The organism is Streptomyces sp. NPDC047072, assembly GCF_040643855.1.
GTDB lineage: Bacteria > Actinomycetota > Actinomycetes > Streptomycetales > Streptomycetaceae > Streptomyces.
In genome coordinates, this window is the sequence record NZ_JBEYVC010000167.1 from 1 (window position 1) to 22,868 (window position 22,868).

23 protein-coding genes and 1 pseudogene are annotated in these 22,868 nt (G+C 71.6%); 9 read left to right on the forward strand and 15 right to left on the reverse strand.

All coding sequences use genetic code 11. The features are described 5' to 3' along the window. Positions 1-53: 53 nt before the first annotated feature. Positions 54-761 (forward strand): SGNH/GDSL hydrolase family protein, encoded by a 708-nt coding sequence (locus tag ABZ896_RS42245; protein ID WP_360940995.1) that lies wholly within the window; start codon positions 54-56, stop codon positions 759-761. A gap of 23 nt (positions 762-784) precedes the next feature. On the opposite strand, the gene ABZ896_RS42250 is transcribed toward ABZ896_RS42245, so the two are convergent. Then, a complete protein-coding gene (locus tag ABZ896_RS42250) occupies positions 785-1,267 on the reverse strand; it encodes a VOC family protein (RefSeq protein WP_360940997.1) in 483 nt (160 codons plus the stop codon). Between the two features lie 122 nt (positions 1,268-1,389). On the opposite strand from ABZ896_RS42250, the gene ABZ896_RS42255 reads away from it, so the two are divergent. The 3 genes from ABZ896_RS42255 to ABZ896_RS42265 all read left to right on the forward strand — a co-directional run bounded on the left by ABZ896_RS42255 (position 1,390) and on the right by ABZ896_RS42265 (position 3,936). Next, complete coding sequence (locus tag ABZ896_RS42255) at positions 1,390-2,586, forward strand: epoxide hydrolase family protein (protein ID WP_360940999.1); 1,197 nt, start codon at positions 1,390-1,392, stop codon at positions 2,584-2,586. Positions 2,587-2,708: 122 nt separating this feature from the next. Beyond that, positions 2,709-3,332, forward strand: a complete 624-nt coding sequence (locus ABZ896_RS42260) for an ATP-dependent Clp protease proteolytic subunit (protein WP_360941001.1) — start codon at positions 2,709-2,711, stop codon at positions 3,330-3,332. Position 3,333: 1 nt separating this feature from the next. Next, positions 3,334-3,936 (forward strand): ATP-dependent Clp protease proteolytic subunit, encoded by a 603-nt coding sequence (locus ABZ896_RS42265; protein ID WP_360941003.1) that lies wholly within the window; start codon positions 3,334-3,336, stop codon positions 3,934-3,936. 15 nt (positions 3,937-3,951) lie between these two features. Here the strand turns inward: ABZ896_RS42265 and ABZ896_RS42270 are convergent, their stop codons facing one another. Then, positions 3,952-4,350: a helix-turn-helix transcriptional regulator gene (locus tag ABZ896_RS42270; protein ID WP_360941005.1), complete on the reverse strand. Its 399-nt coding sequence runs from the start codon at positions 4,348-4,350 to the stop codon at positions 3,952-3,954. Positions 4,351-4,777: 427 nt separating this feature from the next. Here ABZ896_RS42270 and ABZ896_RS42275 point away from each other — a divergent pair, with 427 nt between their 5' ends. Both ABZ896_RS42275 and ABZ896_RS42280 read left to right on the forward strand, forming a co-directional pair. Continuing rightward, the gene (locus ABZ896_RS42275; protein WP_360941007.1) at positions 4,778-4,993 is read left to right on the forward strand and encodes a hypothetical protein; all 216 of its coding nucleotides are present in this window, start codon (positions 4,778-4,780) and stop codon (positions 4,991-4,993) included. A gap of 157 nt (positions 4,994-5,150) precedes the next feature. After that, complete coding sequence (locus tag ABZ896_RS42280; protein ID WP_360941009.1) at positions 5,151-6,047, forward strand: RNA polymerase sigma factor SigF; 897 nt, start codon at positions 5,151-5,153, stop codon at positions 6,045-6,047. Between the two features lie 57 nt (positions 6,048-6,104). Here the strand turns inward: ABZ896_RS42280 and ABZ896_RS42285 are convergent, their stop codons facing one another. Further along, a complete protein-coding gene (locus tag ABZ896_RS42285; protein ID WP_360941011.1) occupies positions 6,105-6,563 on the reverse strand; it encodes an ATP-binding protein in 459 nt (152 codons plus the stop codon). Between the two features lie 86 nt (positions 6,564-6,649). Further along, positions 6,650-7,891: a DUF6777 domain-containing protein gene (locus ABZ896_RS42290; RefSeq protein WP_360941013.1), complete on the reverse strand. Its 1,242-nt coding sequence runs from the start codon at positions 7,889-7,891 to the stop codon at positions 6,650-6,652. A 192-nt stretch (positions 7,892-8,083) separates the two neighbouring features. Here ABZ896_RS42290 and ABZ896_RS42295 point away from each other — a divergent pair, with 192 nt between their 5' ends. Further along, positions 8,084-9,355, forward strand: coding sequence for a streptophobe family protein (locus ABZ896_RS42295; RefSeq protein WP_360941015.1), 1,272 nt, complete (start codon positions 8,084-8,086; stop codon positions 9,353-9,355). On the opposite strand, the gene ABZ896_RS42300 is transcribed toward ABZ896_RS42295, so the two are convergent. From ABZ896_RS42300 to mgrA, 5 genes are all read right to left on the reverse strand, one after another. Further along, a complete protein-coding gene (locus tag ABZ896_RS42300; protein WP_360941017.1) occupies positions 9,356-10,324 on the reverse strand; it encodes a serine/threonine-protein kinase in 969 nt (322 codons plus the stop codon). Then, on the reverse strand, positions 10,314-10,865 hold the full coding sequence (locus ABZ896_RS42305) for a hypothetical protein (RefSeq protein ID WP_360941019.1): 552 nt from the start codon (positions 10,863-10,865) through the stop codon (positions 10,314-10,316). The genes ABZ896_RS42300 and ABZ896_RS42305 overlap by 11 nt, the downstream gene beginning before the upstream one ends. 7 nt (positions 10,866-10,872) lie before the next feature. Continuing rightward, positions 10,873-13,206 carry an FHA domain-containing protein gene (locus ABZ896_RS42310; RefSeq protein WP_360941021.1) on the reverse strand — a complete coding sequence of 778 codons (2,334 nt, stop codon included), beginning with the start codon at positions 13,204-13,206 and terminating at the stop codon, positions 10,873-10,875. Between the two features lie 65 nt (positions 13,207-13,271). Further along, positions 13,272-13,682, reverse strand: coding sequence for a hypothetical protein (locus tag ABZ896_RS42315; RefSeq protein WP_360941023.1), 411 nt, complete (start codon positions 13,680-13,682; stop codon positions 13,272-13,274). Between the two features lie 289 nt (positions 13,683-13,971). Then, positions 13,972-14,967: an L-glyceraldehyde 3-phosphate reductase gene (gene mgrA, locus ABZ896_RS42320; RefSeq protein ID WP_360941025.1), complete on the reverse strand. Its 996-nt coding sequence runs from the start codon at positions 14,965-14,967 to the stop codon at positions 13,972-13,974. 118 nt (positions 14,968-15,085) lie between these two features. Between mgrA and ABZ896_RS42325 the strand changes: the two genes are divergently transcribed. Further along, entirely contained in the window at positions 15,086-15,973 is an 888-nt protein-coding gene (locus ABZ896_RS42325) for a LysR family transcriptional regulator (protein WP_360941027.1), read from the forward strand. 28 nt (positions 15,974-16,001) lie between these two features. Next, positions 16,002-16,517, forward strand: coding sequence for a DinB family protein (locus tag ABZ896_RS42330; protein ID WP_360941029.1), 516 nt, complete (start codon positions 16,002-16,004; stop codon positions 16,515-16,517). Here ABZ896_RS42330 and ABZ896_RS42335 read toward each other — a convergent pair. The 6 genes and pseudogenes from ABZ896_RS42335 to ABZ896_RS42360 form a co-directional block, all read right to left on the reverse strand. Next, positions 16,499-17,569, reverse strand: coding sequence for an adenosine deaminase (locus ABZ896_RS42335; RefSeq protein ID WP_360941031.1), 1,071 nt, complete (start codon positions 17,567-17,569; stop codon positions 16,499-16,501). The two genes, ABZ896_RS42330 and ABZ896_RS42335, sit on opposite strands and share 19 nt — an antisense overlap. Positions 17,570-17,604: 35 nt before the next feature. Then, positions 17,605-17,997 (reverse strand): VOC family protein, encoded by a 393-nt coding sequence (locus tag ABZ896_RS42340; protein WP_360941033.1) that lies wholly within the window; start codon positions 17,995-17,997, stop codon positions 17,605-17,607. A gap of 107 nt (positions 17,998-18,104) precedes the next feature. Next, the gene (locus ABZ896_RS42345; protein ID WP_360941035.1) at positions 18,105-18,656 is read right to left on the reverse strand and encodes a hypothetical protein; all 552 of its coding nucleotides are present in this window, start codon (positions 18,654-18,656) and stop codon (positions 18,105-18,107) included. A gap of 19 nt (positions 18,657-18,675) precedes the next feature. Then, entirely contained in the window at positions 18,676-19,590 is a 915-nt protein-coding gene (locus ABZ896_RS42350; RefSeq protein WP_360941037.1) for an oxidoreductase, read from the reverse strand. Positions 19,591-19,651: 61 nt separating this feature from the next. After that, entirely contained in the window at positions 19,652-21,169 is a 1,518-nt protein-coding gene (locus ABZ896_RS42355; protein WP_360941039.1) for a carboxylesterase family protein, read from the reverse strand. 47 nt (positions 21,170-21,216) lie between these two features. Beyond that, positions 21,217-22,785 (reverse strand): annotated as a pseudogene (locus ABZ896_RS42360) (TIM barrel protein); the annotation flags it as partial. Between the last annotated feature and the right edge of the window lie 83 nt (positions 22,786-22,868).

Sequence of the window (22,868 nt, forward strand, 5' to 3'; positions counted from 1 at the left end):
GAGCCCGACGGCCGGTACACAGAATTTGCACGCCGAGACCCGATACAGGTTTGATGACCGGTCCGTCCCGGACCGGTCCCCGGGCTCATCCCCGGGATCTGCGGGCGACGTACACGAGCGCGCCGTACTCGGGCACGACCCTGTGCGACTACCTGGAGGGCACCGGGGAGAAGTCCCTGGTGCCCGACCGGGACAAGGCGGCCGCGCTGGTGCGCGGTCTGCGGCCGGACTACGTGGTCCTGCAGTTCTGGGGCAACGCGTGGGGCTACACCTGGTGCATGGACGGGATCAGCCATGACGCCTCACCGCAGAAGTACTTCAGCCGCTACCGCGCGGATCTGCGCAGGCTGACCGAGCAGATCGCCGACGCGGGCGGTGCGAAGCGGCCGCGGATCGTGTGGGTGGCGCAGGGCCCGGACCCGATCACCCCCGACCGGGTCCGGCGCGTGAACGAGCTGTACGCGAGGCAGGCGGCCGCCTCGGGCGACGTGGTGGCCGACGCGGGGGCCACGGTGGCGCCCGAAGGGGCCCGCTACTCCTGGGTGCAGTACCTGCCGTGTACGGCGTACGAGCACGAGCATCCCGCGTACTGCACCCAGCCGGACCGCGACCGGACCGCCCTCCACCTGGACAAGGACTACCTGCACTTCTGTCTGGCCCCGACGACGTCCACGCCGAAGCCGTGCCCGGTGCGCTCGCCGGGCATCCTGCGGATCGCCCGGGAGATCACACGGGTGATCGCCCGGACGCCCGTCGGGTGAACCTCACGCACGAAGGCCGGCGCTCACTCGCCCGCGTACGCCTTCTCCAGGGCGGCCACGTCGAACTTGCTCATCGCCATGAACGCCTTGGTGACGCGGGCCGCCTTCGCCGGGTCCGGGTCGCCCACCATGTCGGCGAGCCCCTCCGGGACGACCTGCCAGGACAGCCCGAACCGGTCCTTGAGCCAGCCGCACGGACCGGGTTCGCCGCCGTTCTCGGTGAGCCTGGCCCAGTAGTAGTCGATCTCCTCCTGGTCCGCGCAGAAGATCTGGAAGGAGACGGCCTCGGTGAACTTGAACTGCGGTCCGCCGTTGAGGGCCACGAAGTCCTGGCCGTTGGCCTTGAAGTCGACCGTCAGGACGGTCCCGGCGGGCTGCATCGCGCCCTCCGGGTAGTGGGTGACCCTGCCGATGGTGGAGTCCTTGAAGACCGAGACGTAGAAGTGCGCGGCCTCCTCGGCCTGGCCGTCGAACCAGAGACACGTGGTGAAGGGCTTGCTCGCCATGGGTTCCTCCAGGGGCGTCGAATGCGGTCGTCTGTGTCGACCGATCCTCTTCGCGGAACTCATCGGTCGGGTGGCCGGCTAATCCACGTGGCCGATACACCGGTGCGCACTAGCATCCCCGCATGACGTCCGCCGAGAGCATCACGCCGTTCCGTGTCGACATCCCGCAGAGCGACCTGGACGACCTCCACGACCGCCTTGACCGCACCCGCTGGCCCGACGACCTCTCGGCCACGGGCTGGGCGTACGGCGTCCCGGCCGGGTACCTGCGCGAGCTGGTCCACCACTGGCGGCACTCCTACGACTGGCGGGCGGCCGAGGCCCGGCTCAACGAGTGGCCGCAGTTCACGACCGTCATCGACGGCGCGCGGGTGCACTTCGCGCACGTCCGCTCCCCCGAGCCGGACGCCACGCCCCTCGTCATCACGCACGGCTGGCCGGGATCGATCGTCGAATTCCTGGACGTGGTGGGCCCGTTGACGGATCCGGTGGCGCACGGCGGCGATCCGGCCGACGCCTTCCACGTCGTGGTGCCGAGCATCCCGGGCTTCGGACTGTCCGGGCCCGCCCCGGACATGGGCTGGGAGGCGGGCCGAGTCGCCCACGCCTGGGCGGAGTTGATGCGACGCCTGGGCTACGAGCGGTACGGCGCGCAGGGCGGCGACTGGGGTTCGGTGATCTCCCGGGAGCTGGGCCGTATCCACCCCGAGCGGGTCATCGGCGTACACCTCAACCTGCTGCCGGGCGCCCAGGCCACCCATGAGCCGACCGAGGAGGAACTCGCGGTGCTCGGCCCCGAGGAGCGGGAGCGGACGCTGGAGTCGTGGCGCCGATGGAAGGCGTGGTCCGGCGAGGGCACCGGATACGCCGTCCTCAACTCCACCCGGCCGCAGACCCTCGCCTACGCCCTCACCGACTCCCCGGTCGGCCAACTCGCCTGGATCGTCGAGAAGTTCCAGGAGTGGACGGACTCCGCGGAGCTGCCCGAGGAGGCCGTCGACCGGGACCGGCTGCTGACCAACGTGATGCTGTACTGGCTGACCGGGACGGCCGGTTCGGCGGCTCGCATCTACTACGAGCGGGCGCACGCCACGGCCGACCGGGCGGCGCGGCCCACCGAACCGTCCGTCGCACCGACCGCGCTGGCCGTCTTCCCGGCCGAGATCCAGCTGCCGCTCAGGCACAGGGCCGACCGGACCGAGAACATCGTGCGCTGGACCGAGCAGGAGCGGGGCGGTCACTTCGCCGCGATGGAGGAGCCGGACCTGCTGGTGGCGGACGTACGGGCGTTCTTCCGGCAGCTGCGCGAGAAGGGCTGAGCGCCCCCTCGATCAGCGGCTCTGCTCACGGCGAATCTGCCGCGGGCAGAGAAATCACCGACGGGCGTCCTGAGAGGCCGACAGTGGGATCGACGACATCCCGACGACCACGAGGACAGCCCATGACGGACATCAGGGCCGAGGAGGGGGACACCCCTCCCAGCCGCTTCGACGACAACCTGGCCGCCCAACTCCTCGACCAGCGCATCGTGTTGCTCGGCACCCAGGTCGACGAGGTCTCCGCGAACCGGGTCTGCTCACAGCTGCTGATCCTGTCCGCGGCGGACCCGCGCACCGACATCAGCCTGTACATCAACAGCCCCGGCGGCTCGGTCTACGCGGGCCTCGCCATCTACGACACGATGCGGCTGATCCCCAACGACGTGTCGACGCTCGCCATGGGATTCGCCGCGAGCATGGGCCAGTTCCTGCTCTGCGGCGGCACGCCCGGCAAGCGGTACGCCCTGCCGAACGCGCGGATCATGATGCACCAGGGCTCGGCGGGCATCGGCGGCACCACCGCCGACATCGAGATCCAGGCGGAGAACCTGGACCACAGCAAGCGGACCATGGAGCGCCTCCTCGCGGAGAACACCGGCCAGACGCCGGAGACCATCGCCCGGGACGGCGACCGCGACCGCTGGTTCACGGCCGAGGAGGCCAGGGAGTACGGCATGGTGGACCAGGTCGTGGCGTCGCTCGCCGACGTCCGCCCGGCCGCCTCGAAGCGACGGATGGGGCTGTGACATGGGGAACTACACGATTCCGTACGTCGTCGAGCGGACCGCGCACGGCGAGCGCTCCTCCGACGTGTTCAGCCGGCTGCTCTCCGAGCGGATCATCTTCCTCGGCACCGAGATCGACGACGGGGTGGCCAACGTCGTGATCGCCCAGCTCCTGCACCTGGAGTCCTCGGCCCCGGAGAGCGAGATCTCGATCTACATCAACTCCCCCGGCGGATCGTTCACTTCACTGATGGCGATCTACGACACGATGTCGTACGTGAAGGCGCCGATCTCCACCTGCTGCGTCGGACAGGCGGCCTCCACGGCGGCCGTCCTGCTGGCCGGCGGGGATCCCGGACGGCGGTTCGTGCTGGAGCACGCGCGCGTGCTGCTCGGGCAGCCCGCCGCGGGCGGCAGCCGGGGTTCCATCTCCGATCTCGCCCTCCAGGCCAAGGAGATGGTGCGGATCCGCTCCCAGGTCGAGGAGGTGCTGGCCCGGCACACCGGGCACGACGTGCCGTCCCTGCGCGCGGACATGGACCGCGACAAGGTGTTCACCGCCGAGGAGGCGGTGGCGTACGGGCTGGCCGACGAGGTGCTGAGCCGGCGCCTCGCGGTGGTCTGAGGCGCCGGCCGGGCATCAGGCCGCCAGGCACATCCCGTTGTACGGGGTCCGGGCGCGGCCGCTGTGCCGGGGCCGACGGGCGAGCTCCCCCTGGGCCAGGGACAGCAGGTCCCCCAGGCCCAGGCCGAGGGCCTGGGCGGCGGCCGCGAGGACTTCCGAGGATGCCTCCTTGCGGCCGCGCTCCACCTCGGAGAGATAGGGCATGGAGATCCGGGCCGCGTCGGCCACGTCCTTGAGAGTGCGCTCCTGGGCGAGCCGCTCACGCCGCAGGACGTCCCCGACGAGGTCACGCCAGAGCGGCTCTCTGCCTTCCGGCTGCGCGGCCGGTTGTGTGGCGGGGCGTTCGGACACAGGGCGGGCGGTCCCCGGACGCAAGGGGATCACGCGTGCTTGGTTCGGCGCTTGACTGCTCACCGCTCCAGCCTATTTTTCCTCGCCCCGGTGGGAAGGGTTCGGCATTCTGCCCTGGGTGGAATCGTCGGCGGGAGAGGTGCGGGACTCGGCCCGGAGAGCCACGTCCTGGACATGGGGCCCGGGACGGGGCAACTGACAGGGGTGCTGGCGGAGTTCGGCTGCCGAGCTGGGTGACGGAATGGCGGCGGCTCGCCGGATTTCCGCGGGTCGACGTGGTGAACGCCGAGTTCGAGTGCTGAGCCCTGCCTGCCGAGCCCTTCGACCTGTTCGTCTGTGCCACCGCCTTCCGGTGGATCGACCCCGAGGTACGGGTGGAGAAGGCGGTTGACGCGGTCCGGCCCGGAGGGCGGCTCGCCGTGGTCCATACCGAGCACGTGGCGGGCGGTACGGTCGACTTCTTCGCACAGGTCCAGCGCTGCTACGAACGATGGGATCCGGCCACTCCGCCCGGGCTGCGGCTCCTGCCGTCCGACGGGATCCCCTCAGACACGGACTGACGTACTCGGGTCACCGCGCCCTGGACGCCGACCGCCGCGCCGGCCTCCTGGCCGACATCCGGGAGCTCATCGAGGACGGCTTCGGCGGCCGGATCACCAAGCGTTACCTCCACGAGCTGATCGTCACAACCCGTTCGGAAGCGTGAGACGGGACGAGTGATTTTCCGCCACCGGGGAACCCGGGGGCATGTGCCGTCACTCCGCGGGTACGCGCAGGGTGAACGACCCGTCGCACCCTGACGGGCCCGTGACAACCGAGGCCGAAGAGGCACACGTCGAGCCGTGACTTTCGTGGGAGAGGTAATGCATACCGCCGTCACCGCCGTGAACCGGTCGGAGGCACAGGTCGCCGGCCACACCGCCGGGACCAGGACGGATGAGGGACCGCTGCCGGGAGTCGAGGAACCGCGGGCGGTCGCACCGCGAGACGCGCGGGAGCTGTCCCGCCAGTTCTTCCAGCGCCTGACGGAGCTGGAGGAGGGGACGCACGAGTACCAGTACGCGCGCAACACCCTCATCGAGATGAACATGTCGTTGGTGCGGTTCGCGGCCGGACGGTTCCGGGGCCGCGGGGACGACATGGAGGACATCGTCCAGACCGGCATGATCGGCCTGATCAAGGCCATCGACCGGTTCGAGATAGCGCGCGAGGTCGAGTTCACGTCCTTCGCGCTGCCCTACATCGTCGGCGAGATCAAGCGGTTCTTCCGGGACACCACCTGGGCCGTGCACGTGCCCCGGCGTCTGCAGGAGCTGCGGGTCGAGCTGGCCAAGGCCCGTGAGGAGCTGGCGAGCCGGCTGGACCGCGAGCCGACGGTGCCGGAGCTGGCGACCCTGATGAACATCGAGGAGCGCGAGGTCGTCGAGGCGCAGATCGCCTCCAACGGCTACAACTCCTCCTCGCTCGACGCGGCGCTCACCGGTGACGGGCCCGAGGGCGGCGAGGCGGTGCTCGCCGACTTCATCGGCGTGGAGGAGGAAGGACTGCGGCTCGTCGAGGACTTCCAGTCGCTGGCGCCGCTGATGGCCGAGCTCAGCGACCGCGACCGGCAGATCCTGCACATGCGGTTCGTGGAGGAGGCCACCCAGTCGGAGATAGGCGAGCGGCTCGGCTGCTCCCAGATGCATGTGTCCCGGCTGATCAAGCGGATCATCACACGACTGCGCGAGGGCATGCTGGGCGAGCTGGGCTGCGCCTGAGCGGCAGGCCCACGCAAGGGTGCCGTTCCCCGGTCCCGGGGGACGGCATCCGGTCTTTCAGCTCTCCTCGGCCAGCCCGAGAACGGCACGCACCCGCTTGCCCACCGGCACCCGCTCCGCGACGACCTCCCTGGCCAGGACGTGCACGATCTCCAGTCCGTGCCGGCCGATGCGCTCGGGGTCCCGGGGGAAGCGGCGGGGCAGCGCGGCGCTGCTGTCGTAGACCGTGACGGCCACCGCCGCGTCGGTGCCCTCCAGCTCCAGGATGTACGGCCCCATGCTGTGCCGGTCCGCGTTGGTGACCAGTTCGCTCACGATGAGCAGCACCTCGTCCTCGGCACGGCGGTCGATGACAGCGCCCCACTCGGTTCTGAGTCTGCCGAGGAAGTGCGCGGCGAAGGCCCGCGCCTCGGCGATGCACCCCGGTTCCCCGGTGTAGTGCGCCGCCTCTCGCAAGGGGTCCACGGGCACGTCGAAACCAGTCGGTATCACTGCCCCGTCCAGGTGGTCGATCATGCGTTTCTCTCTCGAAGCCGGACTGGCCGGACGCTGCTGCATCAGTGCTCGTACCCCGAGCCGCGCGCCGCAGTCCCGGAGCCTCGTCACACCTCCGGCGACGGGGGCACCCCGGAGAGGGACGCCGACTGGGTCGTCCCGGGTGTGGTGTCGGAGGCGAGCGGTGGTTGCGGTGCCGAGGAGTCGGGCGAGACGTCCTGGTCCGAGGGAGGTGAGCTGGTCGGGGCGCTGGGTGTGGACGGTGTCGTGGAGGTCGCCGGCGGGCAAGGACTGGCGCTGGGCCTCGGTGTCCCGGTCGGCGTTCCGAGGGCCGTGGACGTGGAGACGCAGGGCACCGGAGTGGTCGGGGACGTGGGGGTACTCGGTGTCGACGGTGAGGTCGGCGCGGTCGGGGTCGTCACGGTCACCGACGGGGAGGGCTGTGCCGGCGGCGCGGTGGGCTTGTCCTTGTGGCCCGTGTCGCCCTGGTGGCGGGCGATCCACTCGTCGTGGTCGGGGTCGTAGATCACGAAGATGTTGATCACCGTCGTCGAGGGCGCGACCACCACCACGTTCGCGGGGCGGTACGACGACCAGGTGTCGCCGGTGCGCCGCGGCGAGCTCTGGGCGACCGGCGGGGCCAGCGGGTTGCCGCAGGCGCAGCGGACGCGGGGCACTCCGTAGCTGTCCACGAGGACGGCGGTGCCGGTCTGGAGGACGGCCTGGTAGCTGGTGGCGGCGCCGTCGCGGTAACCGTGGTTGGTGACACGGGTGTCCATGCGCAGCTGCACGGGCGTGAGCGAGCGCAGGTAGGACGGGACGCCGGACGGCTGGACGCCGGCGACCGAGGCGAACGCCCTGTTCTTCGCGGGGGCCGCCTGGAGGGCCTTGATCTGCCGCGCCACGTCACAGCTGGAGACGTTGCGGGTGCCGCCGTAGAGGCCGGGGGCACCGCCGTCGACACCGCGTACGGCGTTGGCGGGCTCCGAGGAGCCGGTCGGGGACGCCGATATCGGCGGGGCGGAGCTGTCCTTCGCCGTGGACTCGGTGAAGGGTTCCGGGCCGGTCTTCGCGGCGGACTGGAGGAAGACCTCGCCGCTCGCGGAGTTCTTGGAGCCGCCGCCGTCGGAGCGGGTGAAGACGACCGCCAGGACGACGGCAGCGACCAGGGCGGTGGCGATCGTCGCGACGCGGGGCACGGATCTCCACCAGGGCCGCCGGGGTTCGGGGGTGCCGCCGCTGCTGCCCGGGGGCTGCGAGGGCGGTCCCGAGGGTGGCTGCGAAGGCCCTGACAGGGGTCCGGAGGGGGGTCCTGTGGGGCGTCCCGAGGACGGCGGTTCGACGCTCACGAGTACTTCTTCCCGACGCGGGATTCCTGCGGCGTTCGACGCGCTCCACCATGTCCGGAGCACTTTGTACATGTTTAGGCCGCTTTGTTCCGCGACGTCACCATTGTGTGCTCCATTCCGGTGTCGCTCGCAAGCGGACGCGGACGGACCTCCCGGCAGGCGCGCCGTCCTGGGGCTGCTTAGCGTGGCAGGGTGATCCCGCACTCCCCCTCCGACCAGGCATCCGTCAGCCGCCACGGCTGGGTGCAGGCCGTGGCGGCGGTCGTGACGGCGCTGCTCGCCATGATCCTCGTGGCCGCGCTGGGACTGTGGGCGGCCGGCGCGGACGACCTTCCCCAGAACGCCTTCCCGCGGGTCGTGGCGGCGGCCGTCGTCACCGCCGTCGGCGGCACCGTCGAGCTGTCGGGGGACGCGGGCGCGCTCGCCGACACACGGGCCGGCCTGACCGTGATCCCGCTCTCCGTGACGCTGACGGGCGCGCTGGTCCTCGGTGCGGGCTTCCTGCGTCCGCTGCGGCACCGCGCGGTCGCGGGCGCCCGGGAACTGGCCGGGTGGGCCGCCCGGATCGCCGTCCTGTGGCTGCTCGCGCTGCTCGGACTGTCGTACGCCGCCCGGCAGACGTTCACGCTCTCCGTGGGCGACGACACGCTGGGCGACCTGGGTGACGCCTTCGGGGTCTCCCCCAGGGTCGGCTTCACCGCGGACGTGCCGCGCACGGTCCTGTTCGGTCTGCTGTGGCTGGCGGGCGTCCTGGTGCTGTGTCTGCTGGTGTCGCGCCGGGCCCCGCTGCCGGGCGGGCTGCTGCGCTTCCAGGAGTCGGTGCGCCCGGCGGCGTACGCGATGGTCGTCCTGCTGCTCGCCTACGTCGCGCTCGGGGCCCTGATCGCCCTGGTGGTCGCGGTGACACGCGGCCACACGCCGGAGACGCTCGCCGTGATCCTGCTGGGTCTGCCGAACCTGGTCTGGCTCGCGCTGACCCTCGGCCTCGGCGCCACCTGGAACGGCCGGGTCGAGGGCCCCTTCGGGCTGCCCATGCCGCACGTCCTCGACGAGGTGCTCCGTTCCTCGGACACCGCCACGCTGAACGTGCACACGCTCGCCGAGTACGACGGCCGGGTGTGGTGGCTGGTCGCCGTGGACGCCGTCCTGCTCCTCTCCGTGGCCTTCCTGATGGCGGCCCGCTCCCCCGCCCGCGTCCGCGCCTGGCAGCACGCTCTGCACCTGGCGGTCGCCCTCGCCCTCACGGTCCTGATGATCTGCCTGGTCGGCAGGATCTCCGCCGAGTACGGCCTGTCGGTCCTCGGCATCGGCGACCTCGGCGGCGGCCTGGGCGGCAAACTCTTCCTGAAGCCGGAGCTGTGGCAGGCGGTCGGCCTCGCCGCCCTGTGGGGCCTCGTCACGGGCTTCCTCGGCGCGCTCCTGGCACGGCCGGTGCGGCGCAAGGGCGAGATCGGGAGCGGCTGACTAGCGGAACACCGGGCCGGCCCACGGCGGCGGTGGCTTCGGGCGGGTGTCCTGCCGTTCTACGGCCTTCACGGCCACCTCCGTCGGTGGGTGACCGGTCGGCCGGCCGCGGAGGGCGGCGACGAAGGCGAGGCAGGAGTCGTGGCGGGCGTCGGGGGTCTTGGCGAGGGCCTGGGCGAAGACGCCGTCGAGGTGAGCGTCCAGGTCGGGGCGGAACTCCGTCAACGGCGGTGGCTGGTCGTACTGGTGGGCCCAGAGCAGGGCCATGTCGTCGTCGCGGCGGAACGGCGGGCGGCCCGTCAGGGTCTCGTAGACCACGCAGGCGAAGCCGTAGACGTCGCAGCGCCCGTCGACCGGTTTGCCGGAGATCTGCTCGGGGGCCACGTAGTCGAGCGTGCCGACGAACTGACCGACCGTCGTGAACCCGGTCAACGACAGGGACTTCTTCGTGAGGCCGAAGTCGGTGAGGTAGACGTGCTCCGGGTGGTCGCTGTCGGTGCCCCGGGCCACGAGGATGTTGCCGGGCTTCACGTCCCGGTGGACCAGCCCGTGCTCGTGGGCCGCGTCCAGCGCGGAGGCGACCTGGGCGGCGATCCGCAGAGCCGTCGCCAACGGCAACGGGCCCCGCCGGTCCAGGAGATGACGCAGGTCGCTGCCCTCGACGTAGCGCATGGCGATGTACAGGACGCCGTCCGTCTCGCCCGCCTCGAAGACGGGGACGATGTGCGGGTGGTCGATCGCGGCGGCCACCCGGGACTCGTGGCTGAAGCGGCTGCGGAAGGTGTCGTTGCGGGCGAGTTCGGGCGCCAGCAGCTTGAGCGCCACCGTCCGGTCCAGCCGCAGGTCCCGGGCCCGGTAGACGACGGCCATACCGCCCCGGCCGAGCTCCCCCTCGACCCGGTACCCGGCGATCTGCCGCCCGACCAGCTCGGAGGGGCGGCCCGAGAAGAGGCTCGCCTCACGGGCCATCGGGCGTCACGACCTGGGTCGGGGCATGGCCGACAGGGCTCTGGGCGGCGGCCGCGCGGGGCGAGTCGTCGGCGGCGTAGGTGCTCAGCCGCGTGCCGTCGGCGTAGACCCAGCGGCCGTGCTGGACGTCGTACAACCACACGTGCTCCGCGTCGACGACCACCCCGACCCGCAGCCCCTGCGTGCGGCCGCGGAAGCTCTCGCCGTCGAGTCCGCCGCCGGCCAGCTCCTCGACGGCGGCCCGGTAGCGGGCCAGCGTCTCGTCGGCGCGGGCGAGCAGGGGGCGCGGGTCGGCGGTCCGGGCAGGCGGTCCCTCGGGCGCGGGCGGATCCTGCGGTACGGCGACCAGGAGGCGGCCGTCGACCCAGGCGGACCAGCCGTTGGCGCACAGGACATGCGCCCAGTCGCCGCGCCGCTCCACGAGCTGCACGGGCAGCAGGGGGTCCAGGGGCACGGTGGGCCGGGCGGGGTCGGGGGCCTCCCAGGCGGCCATGCCCGGGCCGGGGACGACGTGGGTGGGCCGGAATCCAGGGGTCGTCATCACTCTCCTACTTGCGCATGATCGCGGGCTCGTGGCGGCGCAGCAGCCGGGAGACGACGTAGCCGAAGAACACGGACAGGACGACGAGCATGCCGATGTTCAGCAGCCACACGCCCGTCGAGTGCTCGAAGAGCGGATCGCCGGTGAGGTCGCCCGGCACGATCCGGGCCAGGCCGATGGTGCCGGCCATCGCGCCGAGCGCCCAGCGGGAGGGCACGAGCCAGGACAGCTGCTCCAGGCCGGGGACCCCGTCGAGCTTCAACAGGGCTCCGCAGAAGACCACTTGGACGATGGCGAGCAGGACCAGCAGCGGCATCGTCACCTCCTCCTTGCGCACCAGCGCGGAGACGAGCAGGCCGAGCATCATCGCCGTGAACGCCAACAGGGCGACGGCGAGGGTGATCTCGACAAGGGGCGGCATCAACACGCCTTCGCCGCCGGGCGCGTTGAGGTCGACGCCGAGCAGGGCGACCAGGGTCAGGACGACCGCCTGCACGACGGTGACGGTGCCGAGGACGACGACCTTGGACATCAGGTACGCCGATCTGGAGAGGCCGACGGCTCGCTCGCGCCGGTAGATGGTGCGTTCCTTGACCAACTCGCGCACGGCGTTGGCCGCTCCGGTGAGGACGCCGCCGACGCACAGGATGAGCAGGGCGTTCATCGCGGTCTCGCCGGTGAGTTCGCTGCCCGCGAGGGCCCGGGCCATGGCGCCCATCACGAACGGCAGGGCGATCATGATGGCGAGGAAGGTGCGGTCGGCGCCGAGGGCCGCGGTGTAGCGGCGGATCAGGGTGCCGAGCTGGGCCCCGCGGCTGCGCGGCCGGGGCGGCGGCGCGATGATGACCGGGCCCCGGCGGGGGACGCGGGGCTGGGCGGTGGCGTCGGCGATGTACCGGCGCCGCAGGGGCGAGGTGCGGAAGTCGCCCGCCCAGTCCCGGTCCTGGTCCCGTTCGAAGGCCTCGAAGGCCTCCGGCCACTGCTCGTAGCCGAAGTAGCCGAGGGCGTCCTCGGGCGGGCCGTAGTAGGCGATCCTTCCGCCGGGCGCGAGGACCAGGAGGCGGTCGCAGACGTCGAGGCTCAGGACGCTGTGGGTGACGACGATGACCGTGCGGCCGTCGTCGGCGAGGCCGCGCAGCATGTGCATCACCGAGCGGTCCATGCCGGGGTCGAGGCCCGAGGTCGGCTCGTCGAGGAAGAGCAGGGACGGCTTGGTGAGCAGTTCCAGGGCCACACTGACCCGCTTGCGCTGGCCGCCGGAGAGACTGTGCACGGGCTGCCCGGCGCGCTGTTCCAGTCCGAGTTCCCGGATCACCTCGTCGACCCGTTCCCGGCGCTCGGCCTTCGCGGTGTCCTGGGGGAAGCGCAGCTCGGCGGCGTAGGACAGGGCGGCGCGGACGGTCAGCTGGGCGTGCAGGATGTCGTCCTGCGGGACCAGGCCGATGCGCTGGCGCAGCTCGGCGTAGTCGCGGTAGAGGTCGCGGCCGTCGTAGAGGACGGTGCCGTGGTCGGCCGGGCGCTGTCCGGTGAGGGCGTTGAGGAGCGTGGACTTGCCGGCGCCGCTGGGTCCGACGACGGCGAGCAGGCACTTCTCGCCCACCGGGAAGGACACCCCGTCCAGGAGCGTCTTGCGGCCGTGGTCGACGGCGACCGTGAGGTCCTGGACGTCGAGGGAGACCTCGCCGGTGTCGACGTACTCCTGGAGTGTGTCCCCGACCAGGCAGAACGCGGAGTGGCCGATGCCGAGGATGTCACCGGGGCCGAGCGGGGCGCGGGTGACGGGCCGGCCGTTGAGATAGGTGCCGTTGTGGCTGCCGAGGTCGACGATCTCGTACGTCCCGTCGGGCAGGGCGCGCAGTTCGGCGTGGCGGCGGGAGACGACCAGGTCGTCGACGACGAGGTCGTTGTCCTCGGCGCGGCCGATGCGGACCGTGCGGGTGGGCAGCGGGCGGACGGCGGTTGGCTGCCGGAAGGTGCCGGTCAGGCCGGGCATCGAGACGGCGGAGGGGCGTTCGGGGACGGCGCGGCCCACCAGGACCGCGCACGGGCCGTCGGAGGGGCTGCCGAAGCGGATGACGCTGCCGGGGCCGACGTCCCGGGCGTGGACGCGGCGGCCGTCGGCGAAGGTGCCATTGGTGCTGTGCTCGTCCTCCAGCGTCCAATGGTCGGCCTCGGGTCGCAGCACCGCGTGGTGCCACGAGACCCGGGCATCGTCGATGACGATGTCGCTCAACGGGTCGCGTCCGACGTGGTAGTCGTGGCCCGGACTCATCAGCGTGGAGCCGGTGTCCGTCTCCAGGACGAGTTCGGGCGCCGTCGGTGCGACCGGTCGCTCCGCCATGCCAGAATTCTACCGATTCACCCCATTGGCCGCCCGGCGGGGATTTCGGGCGGCTGATACGGCTGTCAGGCGACCGGCGTGTAGAGCATCGAGGTCGTTCTCTGCATGCGCAGGGCGTCGATGGACTCCGCGAGCAGTTCGTACTCGGTGGTGTCGTCGCTGGCGGCGATGCGGATCAGCCGGCCCGCCGCCAACTCGTTGGCCACGAAGTCCTGTTGGGCCATGTCCGCGCACCAGACGCGCAGGACGGTGGGCACGTCGAGGACCGTGTCGGCGACCGGGGCGAGCGCGCCGGGCGGGAAGTGCTCGGCCTCGGGCTGCGGGTCCAGGCGGTCGGCGATCCACGAGGCGCGGTCCCGTAACCACCACAGCGCGAGGGCGAGCGTGGGCGCACGGTAGGTTCCGAGGGGCACCCCGATGCGCCGTCCGCCGCAGGCACCGTATCCCGTGACGTGGCATAAGAATTCGTCGTGCACGATCCACTCCCCCGCTTGCTGGTTCGCCTGTGGGCAGGGCCTCGCTTCCCGTGCGGCTCATGTGCTGTACGTGACGGACACTTCGCTCGATGTGAAGGTCCTGTCAGTCGAGTATGTTCACTACTGAAACACTGTCACCACATCTTTCCGGCCAGTCTCCTGGCATATTCACCGACCCCGGTGGCCGAAACGTGACGGGGACTCGTTCAAACCCCTGGCGGGGCCCTGATAGGACGAACCGGCCCGGCGGGGAGGTCCCCGCCGGGCCGGTGATCGTCCGTCGCGGCCGTCAGCCCTTGACGATCGCGTCGATGCGCGCGAGTTCCTCGTCGGAGAAGTCGAGGTTGCGGATCGTGCCCACGCTGTCCTCGATCTGCCGCGCGCTGCTCGCGCCGACCAGGGCGGAGGTCACGCGGCCGCCGCGGAGCACCCAGGCGAGCGCCAGCTGGGCGAGGGTCTGGCCGCGGTCCTTCGCGATGTCGTTCAGCGCGCGCAGCTTGGCCACCAGGTCCTCGGTGACCGCGTCCGAGTTCAGGAACGGGCTGTCGCTCGCCGCCCGGGAGTCCTCGGGGATGCCGTCGAGGTAGCGGCCGGTGAGCAGGCCCTGCTCCAGCGGGGAGAAGACGATGGACCCGGCCTGGACGTCGTCCAGCGCGTCCAGCACGCCCTCGTCCTCCGGGCGGCGGTCCAGCATCGAGTAGCGCGGCTGGTGGATGAGCAGCGGAGTGCCCAGCTCGCCCAGGATGCGGGCGGCCTCGCGGGTCTGCTCGGCGTTGTAGTTGGAGACGCCGACGTACAACGCCTTGCCCTGCTGGACCGCGGAGTGCAGGGCACCCATCGTCTCCTCCAGCGGAGTCTCCGGGTCGGGACGGTGCGAGTAGAAGATGTCGACGTAGTCCAGGTCCATCCGCTTCAGGCTCTGGTCCAGCGAGGACAGCAGGTACTTGCGGGAGCCCCACTCGCCGTACGGGCCGGGCCACATCAGGTAGCCGGCCTTGGTGGAGATGATCAGCTCGTCGCGGTACGACGCGAAGTCGGCCTTGAGGGCCTCGCCGAAGGCCAGCTCGGCGGCGCCGGGCGGCGGGCCGTAGTTGTTGGCGAGGTCGAAGTGGGTGACGCCGAGGTCGAAGGCGCGGCGCAGGATGGCCCGCTGGGTCTCGACGGTGCGGTCCGCCGGACCGAAGTTGTGCCACAGGCCGAGCGAGATCGCGGGAAGCTTCAGGCCGCTGCGTCCGGTGCGCCGGTAGGGCATGTCCGCGTAACGGTCGGGGTGTGCGGTGTACAACGCGACTCCAGAGGGGTTGGCACGAATATCCTCAAAACCTTCGCTCACTCTTTCGCGACCTGGGCACATCGGTCCAACAGAAGAATCCGATGGAATTCAGCGGCTAGGCTTCTCAATCATGGAACTGCGCCATCTCCAGCACTTCGTGGCGGTCGCCGAGGACCAGCATTTCACCCGGGCCGCCGAACGGCTGCTGGTGTCCCAGTCGGGCCTGTCCGCGTCCATCCGGGCGCTGGAGCGGGAGCTGCAGACCCCGCTGTTCGTGCGGACCACCCGCCGGGTGACGCTCACCCCGGCGGGCCGGGCGCTGCTAGGCGAGGCGGAGCGGATCCTCGCCCAGGTGCGGTCGGCGCACGAGGCGGTGGCCGCGGTGCAGGGGGTGCTGCGCGGGATGCTCGCCGTCGGGTCGGAGCAGTGCCTGGCCGGGGTGCATGTGGCGGGGTTGCTGGCCGCGTTCCGGCGGCAGCATCCGGACGTCGAGATCTGTCTGCGGCAGGCGGGATCCGGGGCGCTCGCCGAGGAGGTCGCGGCCGGCCGTCTCGACCTCGCCTTCGCGGTGCGCGGCACGCAGGAGGACACCGAGCAGCTGCGGGCCGTACCGCTGAGCAGCGAGCCGATGACCGTGCTGTGCCATCCGAGCCACCGGCTCGCGGAGACCGGTGCCGCGGTCACTCCCGAGGATCTGGGCGGTGAGGTCTTCGTCGACTTCCACCCGGACTGGGGCCCGCGCAGGACCACGGACGCCGTCTTCGCGGATGCGGGCGTACGCCGGTCGGTCGCCCTGGAGGTCAACGACGTGCACAGCCTCCTCGACCTGGTCGACGAGAACCTCGGCGTGGCCGTCGTGCCCCGGCACTTCCGCCACAAGCGCAGCACCCTGACCGCCCTGCCGGTCAAGGGCACCGGCGAGACCGTCTACGAGACGGTCGCCCTGCTGCCGGTCGCCGAGGCCACCAGCCCGGCGGCCCGGGCGCTCATGACACTTCTGGAGACACACGACGCATAGCGGGCGGGGATTTGCGAGGGTGGACCCCATGCATGCAAAGGACATCCTCATCGACGGGTTCAGCCGCATCCAGGAAGAAGTCCATGCCGCCGTCGAGGGCCTCGGCCCCGACGACCTCCACCACCGCCCCGGCCCCGACGCCAACTCCATCGCCTGGCTGGTCTGGCATCTCACCCGCGTCCAGGACGACCACGTGGCCGGTGCCTTCGGGCTCGACCAGGTGTGGCTCGCCCAGGACTGGGAGAAGCGCTTCGGCCTGGATCTGAAGCCGCGCGACATCGGGTACGGCCACACCTCCGCGCAGGTCGCCAGGGTGCGGGTCGACTCGGCCGAACTGCTCACCGGGTACTACGACGCCGTGCAGGCCCAGACCCTCGACGCCCTGCGCGGTCTGAGCGCCGAGGACCTGGACCGGGTCGTGGACGAGAACTGGGACCCTCCGGTCACGATGGGCGTCCGGCTGGTGAGCGTCCTGGGCGACGACTGGGAGCACGTCGGCCAGGCCGCCTATCTGCGGGGGCTGCTTCAGAGCGCGGCTTCGTAGCCGGGCAGGACCACGTCCTCGATGAGGGCCTTGCGCTCGTCGAACGGCAGGAACGCGCTCTTCAGGGCGTTCACCGTGACCGTGCGCAGGTCCTCGACGGTCCAGCCCGCCTCCTCGACCAGCAGGGACATCTCCCGGGTCATCGTCGTGCCGGAGACCAGCCGGTTGTCGGTGTTGAGGGTGACCCGGAAGCCCAGGTCCTTCAGGGCCGTGATCGGGTGCTCGGCGATCGAGGTCGCCGCGCCGGTCTGGAGATTGGACGTCGGGCACATCTCCAGCGCGATACGGCGGTCCCGCACCCAGCCCGCCAGGCGGCCGAGCTTGCCCTCCACGATGTCCTCGGTGATCCGCACCCCGTGACCGATGCGCTGGGCCCCGCACACCTGGACCGCCTGGTGGATGCTGGGCAGGCCGTGCGCCTCGCCGGCGTGGATGGTGAAGGGCACGCTCTCGCGGCGCAGGTGCTCGAAGGCGGCGAGGTGGTCGGCGGGCGGGAAGCCGTCCTCGGCACCGGCGATGTCGAAGCCGACGACTCCGGCGTCCCGGAAGGCCACGGCCGCGTCGGCGGCCTCGCGGACGCGGTCGAACATGCGCATCCCGCACAGCAGGGTGCCGACCCGGACGGGCGTGCCCGCGGCGGCGGCCTTCGCCATACCGGCGGCGAGGCCCTCCTGGACGGTCTCCACGACCTCCGTCATCGTGAGCCCGCCCCGCGTGTTCAGCTCGGGGGCGTAGCGCACCTCGCCGTACACAACCCCGTCTGCGGCCAGGTCGAGGACGTACTCCTCGGCGACACGCAGCAGCCCCTCGCGGGTCTGCATGACGGCGAGGGTGTGCTCGAAGGTTCCTATGTAGCGCACCAGGTCGCCGGAGTTGGCGGCCTCGAAGTACCAGGCGGCCAGCTCGTCCGGGTCGGTGGTGGGCAGGGTGTGGCCGGTCGACTCCGCGAGTTCCACCAGGGTGGCGGGGCGCAGGCCGCCGTCGAGGTGGTCGTGCAGGACGGCCTTGGGGAGGCGGCGGATCAGGTCGGAGTCTACGCGCGTAGCGGTCATGGCGGGGTCTTTTCTCGAACAGGGGTGCTTGAAGGTCAGGCGGCGGGCTGGAGCAGGTCCCAGCGGTTTCCGTACAGGTCCCGGAAGACGGCGACCGAGCCGTAGGGCTCGTGGCGCGGTTCCTCCAGGAAGGTCACTCCGGCGGCGAGCATCCGGGCGTGGTCGCGGGCGAAGTCGTCGGTGTGCAGGAAGAACCCGACCCGTCCGCCGGTCTGGTCGCCGATCCGGCCGCGCTGGGCCTCGCCCTTGGCGCGGGCGAGCAGCAGGTCGGTGCCGCTCTCGCGGTCGTCCGGCCGTACGACCACCCAGCGGGAGCCGTCGGGGCGGGGCGTGTCCTCGACGAGCCGGAAGCCGAGGGCCTCGGTGTAGAAGCGGATCGCCTCGTCGTAGTCGTCGACGACGAGGGTGACCAGGGCGACGCGTCTCATCGGAGCCTTTCGGGGCGGGCGGTTGACGGGAGAGGTTATACGTAAAACTGCCGGGATGCCAGCCCGGATCACGAGGGCTGGCATCCCGCCGGTCGGCGATGTTTCGGTTACACGATGTAGCCGCTCCAGAAGAAGTAGGTGTCGGAGGGGGCCCCGTCGCCCAGGTCGGCCGTGAAGAGGCCACCGTCGGAGTAGGTGCCGAGGTAGGCGTGGTTCTGGTTCTGCAGGTATCCGTTGTCCGCGGTCCAGAACTGTCCCGACCGGCCGCCCCCACAGGGGGCCATCGAGACGGAGATCGAACCGCTCCCGTAGTTCGAGGTGACGCAGTCGCCGCTGGCGTTGTTCACGAGCCGGCGCATCGTGTGCCCGTTCCAGGTGTTGCTCTCCGTACCCCAGTGCCACAGATGGCTCGTCCCCGAGCACGAACCCACGACAGGGTCTCCGCCGGTGGTGGCCCTGAGGCATTCGCCTTCCCAGCCGTTGACGTACTCCCAGGTGGCGCCCGCCGCGGACGCCGGGGTGAGGGCGCCCGTGAGGGCGAGGAGGGACGCGGTGACGGTGGTGGGAACCGCCAGTCTCAGTCGAGTTCTCCAAGAGGTCATGACCAGAACAACTACATGATCGTCCGCGCCGCCGACCAGGTGACCGCGGGTGAACATCAAACGAGCCTTTGGGGTCTCAAGCCGCTGCCCCAGCCTTCCGGTGCAGGGCGTTCAGGGTCGCCACCTCGTCCTCCGTCAGCCGCAGCGCCCCCGCCGCCACGTTCTCGGCGAGGTGGTCGGGGTTGCCGGTGCCGGGGATGGCGAGGACGTGCGGGCCCTGCGCGAGGGTCCAGGCGAGGCGGACCTGGGCGGGGGTGGCGTCGTGAGCGCGTGCGACGGACAGCACCGCGTCGTCGTGGTCGGTGGTCGCGCCCTCGGCGCCCGCGTCGCCCGCGATGGCGAAGAACGGCACGAAGGCGATGCCCTGCTCGCCGCAGACCCGCAGGAGATCGTCGGTGGCGGGGGCGTGGTGGTCGAGCCCGAACCGGTTCTGCACACAGACCACGGGCGCGATCGCCTGCGCTTCCGCGAGGTGGTGAGAGGTGACGTTCGAGATGCCGAGGTGCCGGATCAGGCCCTTGTCGCGCAGTTCGGCGAGGGCCCCGAAGTGCTCGCTGATGGAGTCCTGGCCCATCCTGCGCAGGTTCACGACGTCGAGGTGGTCGCGGCCCAACTGCCGCAGGTTCTCCTCGACATGGCCGCGCAGGTCCTCGGGGCGGGCCGAAGTGCCCCACTCCCCCGCGTAGTTCCGGAACGGGCCGACCTTCGCGACGATGACCAGATCGTCGGGGTACGGCGCCAGCGCGCTGTTGATGATCTCGTTGGCGGAGCGCAGCGAGGAGAAGTAGAAGGCGGCCGTGTCGATGTGGTCGACGCCCAGCTCACGCGCCTTGCGCAGGACCGCGATCGAGCGGTCCCGGTCGCTCGGGGTGCCGTGGTGGAACGCCCCGCTGCCCGTCAGCCGCATCGCGCCGAAGCCGATGCGGTTGACGGTGAGATCGCCGAGTGTCCAGGTGCCCGCCGCGTCCGCGGTGATCGTTTGGGAGGTCATCGGCGGATGATGACACACCCTCGGCGGACCCCCGCGGACGCTTTGCGAAGCCCTGGCCGAATCAGTCCGCGATCAGGGGAAGTTCGGCGAAAGTGTACGGCTCCCACAGGCGCCGGGACGCCTCTTCCGGGTAGGCGGCGACCGTCGGCTCGGTGTCGAAGAGGCGGACGAGCCGCTGGTCGGGGTCGTAGGCGGGCCAGCCAGGGTCGCCGGTCGTGGCGAACGCGGTCCAGGCGGAGCGGAAGCGGGCGGAGAGCGCCTCGGTGTCCGGGCCCGGCTCGGGGCCGATCACGAGGCCGCCGATACCGCCTTGGAAGACCCCGAAGGTGAGGGGCACGTCCAGGCCGTGGCAGGCACCAAGGAGGCCGCCGTGGGCGGGGGCCGGCCAGGTGAGTTCGTAGCCGTGGGCCCGGCCGCCGCCGGCCACCTGGGCGTCGGCGAGGCGCAGCGAGGGCATCCGGAACAACCAGTCGGACTGGACGAGTTCGAAGAGGTACTCCTGGGAGGCGTCCGGGAACGCGGCGCGGTACTCCTCCGCCGCGTCCGGGCCCGGGCCGAAGGCGCCGAGCGCCATCGTGGCGAGCCCCTCGTCGACGTTGCCGAGGAGGCCGCCGAGCAGGAGGAAGAGCCGGTACTCGTCCCGGTTGTGCCCGACGATCAGCTCGACGTCCCGGGCCGATCCGGACGCCAGCGCCGTCCAGGGGTCGGTGGGCAGGACCTCGCCGTCGACGACGGGTGAGAACGGCGTCGGGGTGAGGGCCACGGCACCCCAGCGGTGGCCGAACTCCCGCATCCGGACGGACAGTTCGGCACCCGCGGCAGGCAGCTTGCGCGGGTCGACGGCGGCCAGGTCGGTGACCGTCGGGCGCAGTCCGGCCCCCTCGGCGAGGGCTCGGGCGATGTCCGCGGCGAGGGCGCCGGAGAAGAAGGTGCCGGGCACGCTCTGGGCGATCGCGCGCCGGAACAGCCCCTGGGCGCGGTCCATGGCGAGCAGCGCGGCGATGGAGCCCGCGCCCGCCGACTCGCCGAAGACGGTGACCTGTTCGGGGTCGCCGCCGAACGCGGTGATGTTCTCGCGCACCCACTCCAGGGCGGCGACCTGGTCGAGCAGGCCGCGGTTGGCGGGGGCGCCCTCGATCGAGAGGAACCCCTCGATGCCGACACGGTAGTTGAAGGTGACGGCGACCAGGTCGCCCTCGCCCGCCAGGCGGCGCGGGTCGTAGGCGGGGTCGTCGGAGGAGCCGAACTTGTAGGCGCCGCCGTAGAGCCACACCATCACGGGCCTGCGGGCCGCCGGATCGGGCTCGGGCGTCCACACGTTGACCGTCAGCCAGTCGTCACCGGATGCGGCCGACGGCGGGGTCTCCGGGCCGAGCGGCTCCTGCGGAGGCGGCGGCCCGAACGCGAACGCCTCCCGCACCCCGTCCCAGCGCTCCGCCGGACGGGGCGCGGCGAACCGCGCCTTGCCCACCGGCGGCTGCGCGTAGGGGATGCCACGGAAGACCGCCAGTCCGCTCTCCCGGCGGCCGCGCACCGCGCCGGTCGCGGTCACGGCCTCGGGAAACTCGCTCGTGCTCATCGATGACTCCTCACAGGACACCCCCGACGAGCACAGTGAAGCATGCTTCACCTGGCGAACGCACTACGTTGTGCGGCGAGACGGACGGGGGCGTTGGCGGCGCCGAACCCCGAGTAGCCGCCGGAGCGCTGGACGAACTCGAAGAAGACGTGCCCGACGGTCTCCGTGTAGCAGTGCCGGAACTCGCCGCCCCGCTCGTCGCGGTCGTAGAGGATGCCGAGTTCGCGATAGGTCTCCAGCTCCCCGTCCGCGAAGTCGAAGCGGGCCTCCAGGTCGTCGTAGTAATTTGCGGGCACGCGCAGGAGCCCGGCTCCCGCCGCCCGGAAACGCCGTACGGCGGCGACGATGTCCTCGACCGCGAACGCCACGTGCCGGGCCCGGGCCCCGCCCTCCTCCTCGGGTGCGGGCGCGAGGTTCAGGACGAGGCGCGGTCCGTCCGGCGAGGCGGACAGGGCGCGGCTGCGGAAGAGGCCGTAGGGGTCGGCGACCTCGACGGTGTCGTGGGGGCGCAGGCCGAGCACGGTGCGGTGGAAGAGCACCGCCTCGTCGAAGTGGTGCCAGGGCTGGCTCAGCGCGAGATGGTCGATGGCCGTCACCTCGGCGGCCCCGCTCGTGCCCGTGCGCGTGAAGTCGTCGGTCCAGCTGGGGAGTTCGGGGCGTCCGGTGGCGCAGAAGAGCACTTCGGTGCCGTCGGGGGCCGCGATCGAGTCCAGCGGGACGTCCCGCTCGGTGCGGCGCTTGGGCAGGGCGGGCGCGAGCAGCGCCTCGGCCCGCCGCGCGGAGGCCTCCGGATCGGCCGTCTCCAGCCCTACGGCGGCCAGGGCGGTGTCCGTTCGGCGTGCGGCGGCGCCCGTGTTGACCAGGACCCGGGCCGCGCCCTGCTCCCAGAGGTCGACCGGCTTGCCGTGATGGCGGGCGGTACGGGTGAAGCCGAGGGCGGTGAGCAGTTCGCCGACGGGCTCCGGGTCACCGGTGGCGAGTTCGGCGAAGGCGATGCCGGAGGGGATCACGGGCGCCGGGAGTGGGGAGACACCGGCGTTCTCCTCCAGCGCGAGCAGGGAGCGCAGTCCGTCCAGCGCGGTGCGGGCCGCGTCCGCCTGGCGGAACACGTCGTTGAAGACCTCCAGGGAGAGCGGGCCGTCGTAGCCGGTGTGCAGGACGTGCCGCAGGAGTCCGGCGACGTCGAAGCCGCCCTGGCCGGGGAAGCAGCGGTAGTGGCGGCTCCACTGGAGGACGTCCATGGCCATCAGCGGGGCGTCGGCGAGCTGGAGGAAGAAGATCTTCTCGCCTGGGATGTCCTGGATGCCCTTGGGATCGGAGCCCCGGGAGAGGATGTGGAAGCTGTCCAGGCAGGTGCCGAGCGCGGGGTGGTCGGCAGCCTCGACCACTCGCCAGGCGTGGTCGTACGTGCTGATGTGCCGTCCCCAGGCCAGCGCCTCGTAAGCGACCCGGATGCCGGACTCCTGAGCGAGGTCCGCCAGGCGGCTCAGCTGGTCCGCGGCGAGGGCGTCGTCGTCGAGGGCCCGCGGGGAGACGCTGGAGCAGACGAGGACGGTGTCGGCGCCGAGCCTGCGCATCAGCTCGAACTTGTGCCGGGCGCGCCGCAGGTTGCGGGCTCGCCGACGCGCAGGGACACCGCACCGCCGCCGGAGTCGTGCTCGCGCTCCAGGCCGCGGGGTCGTGCGCGGCGGGCCTGGTC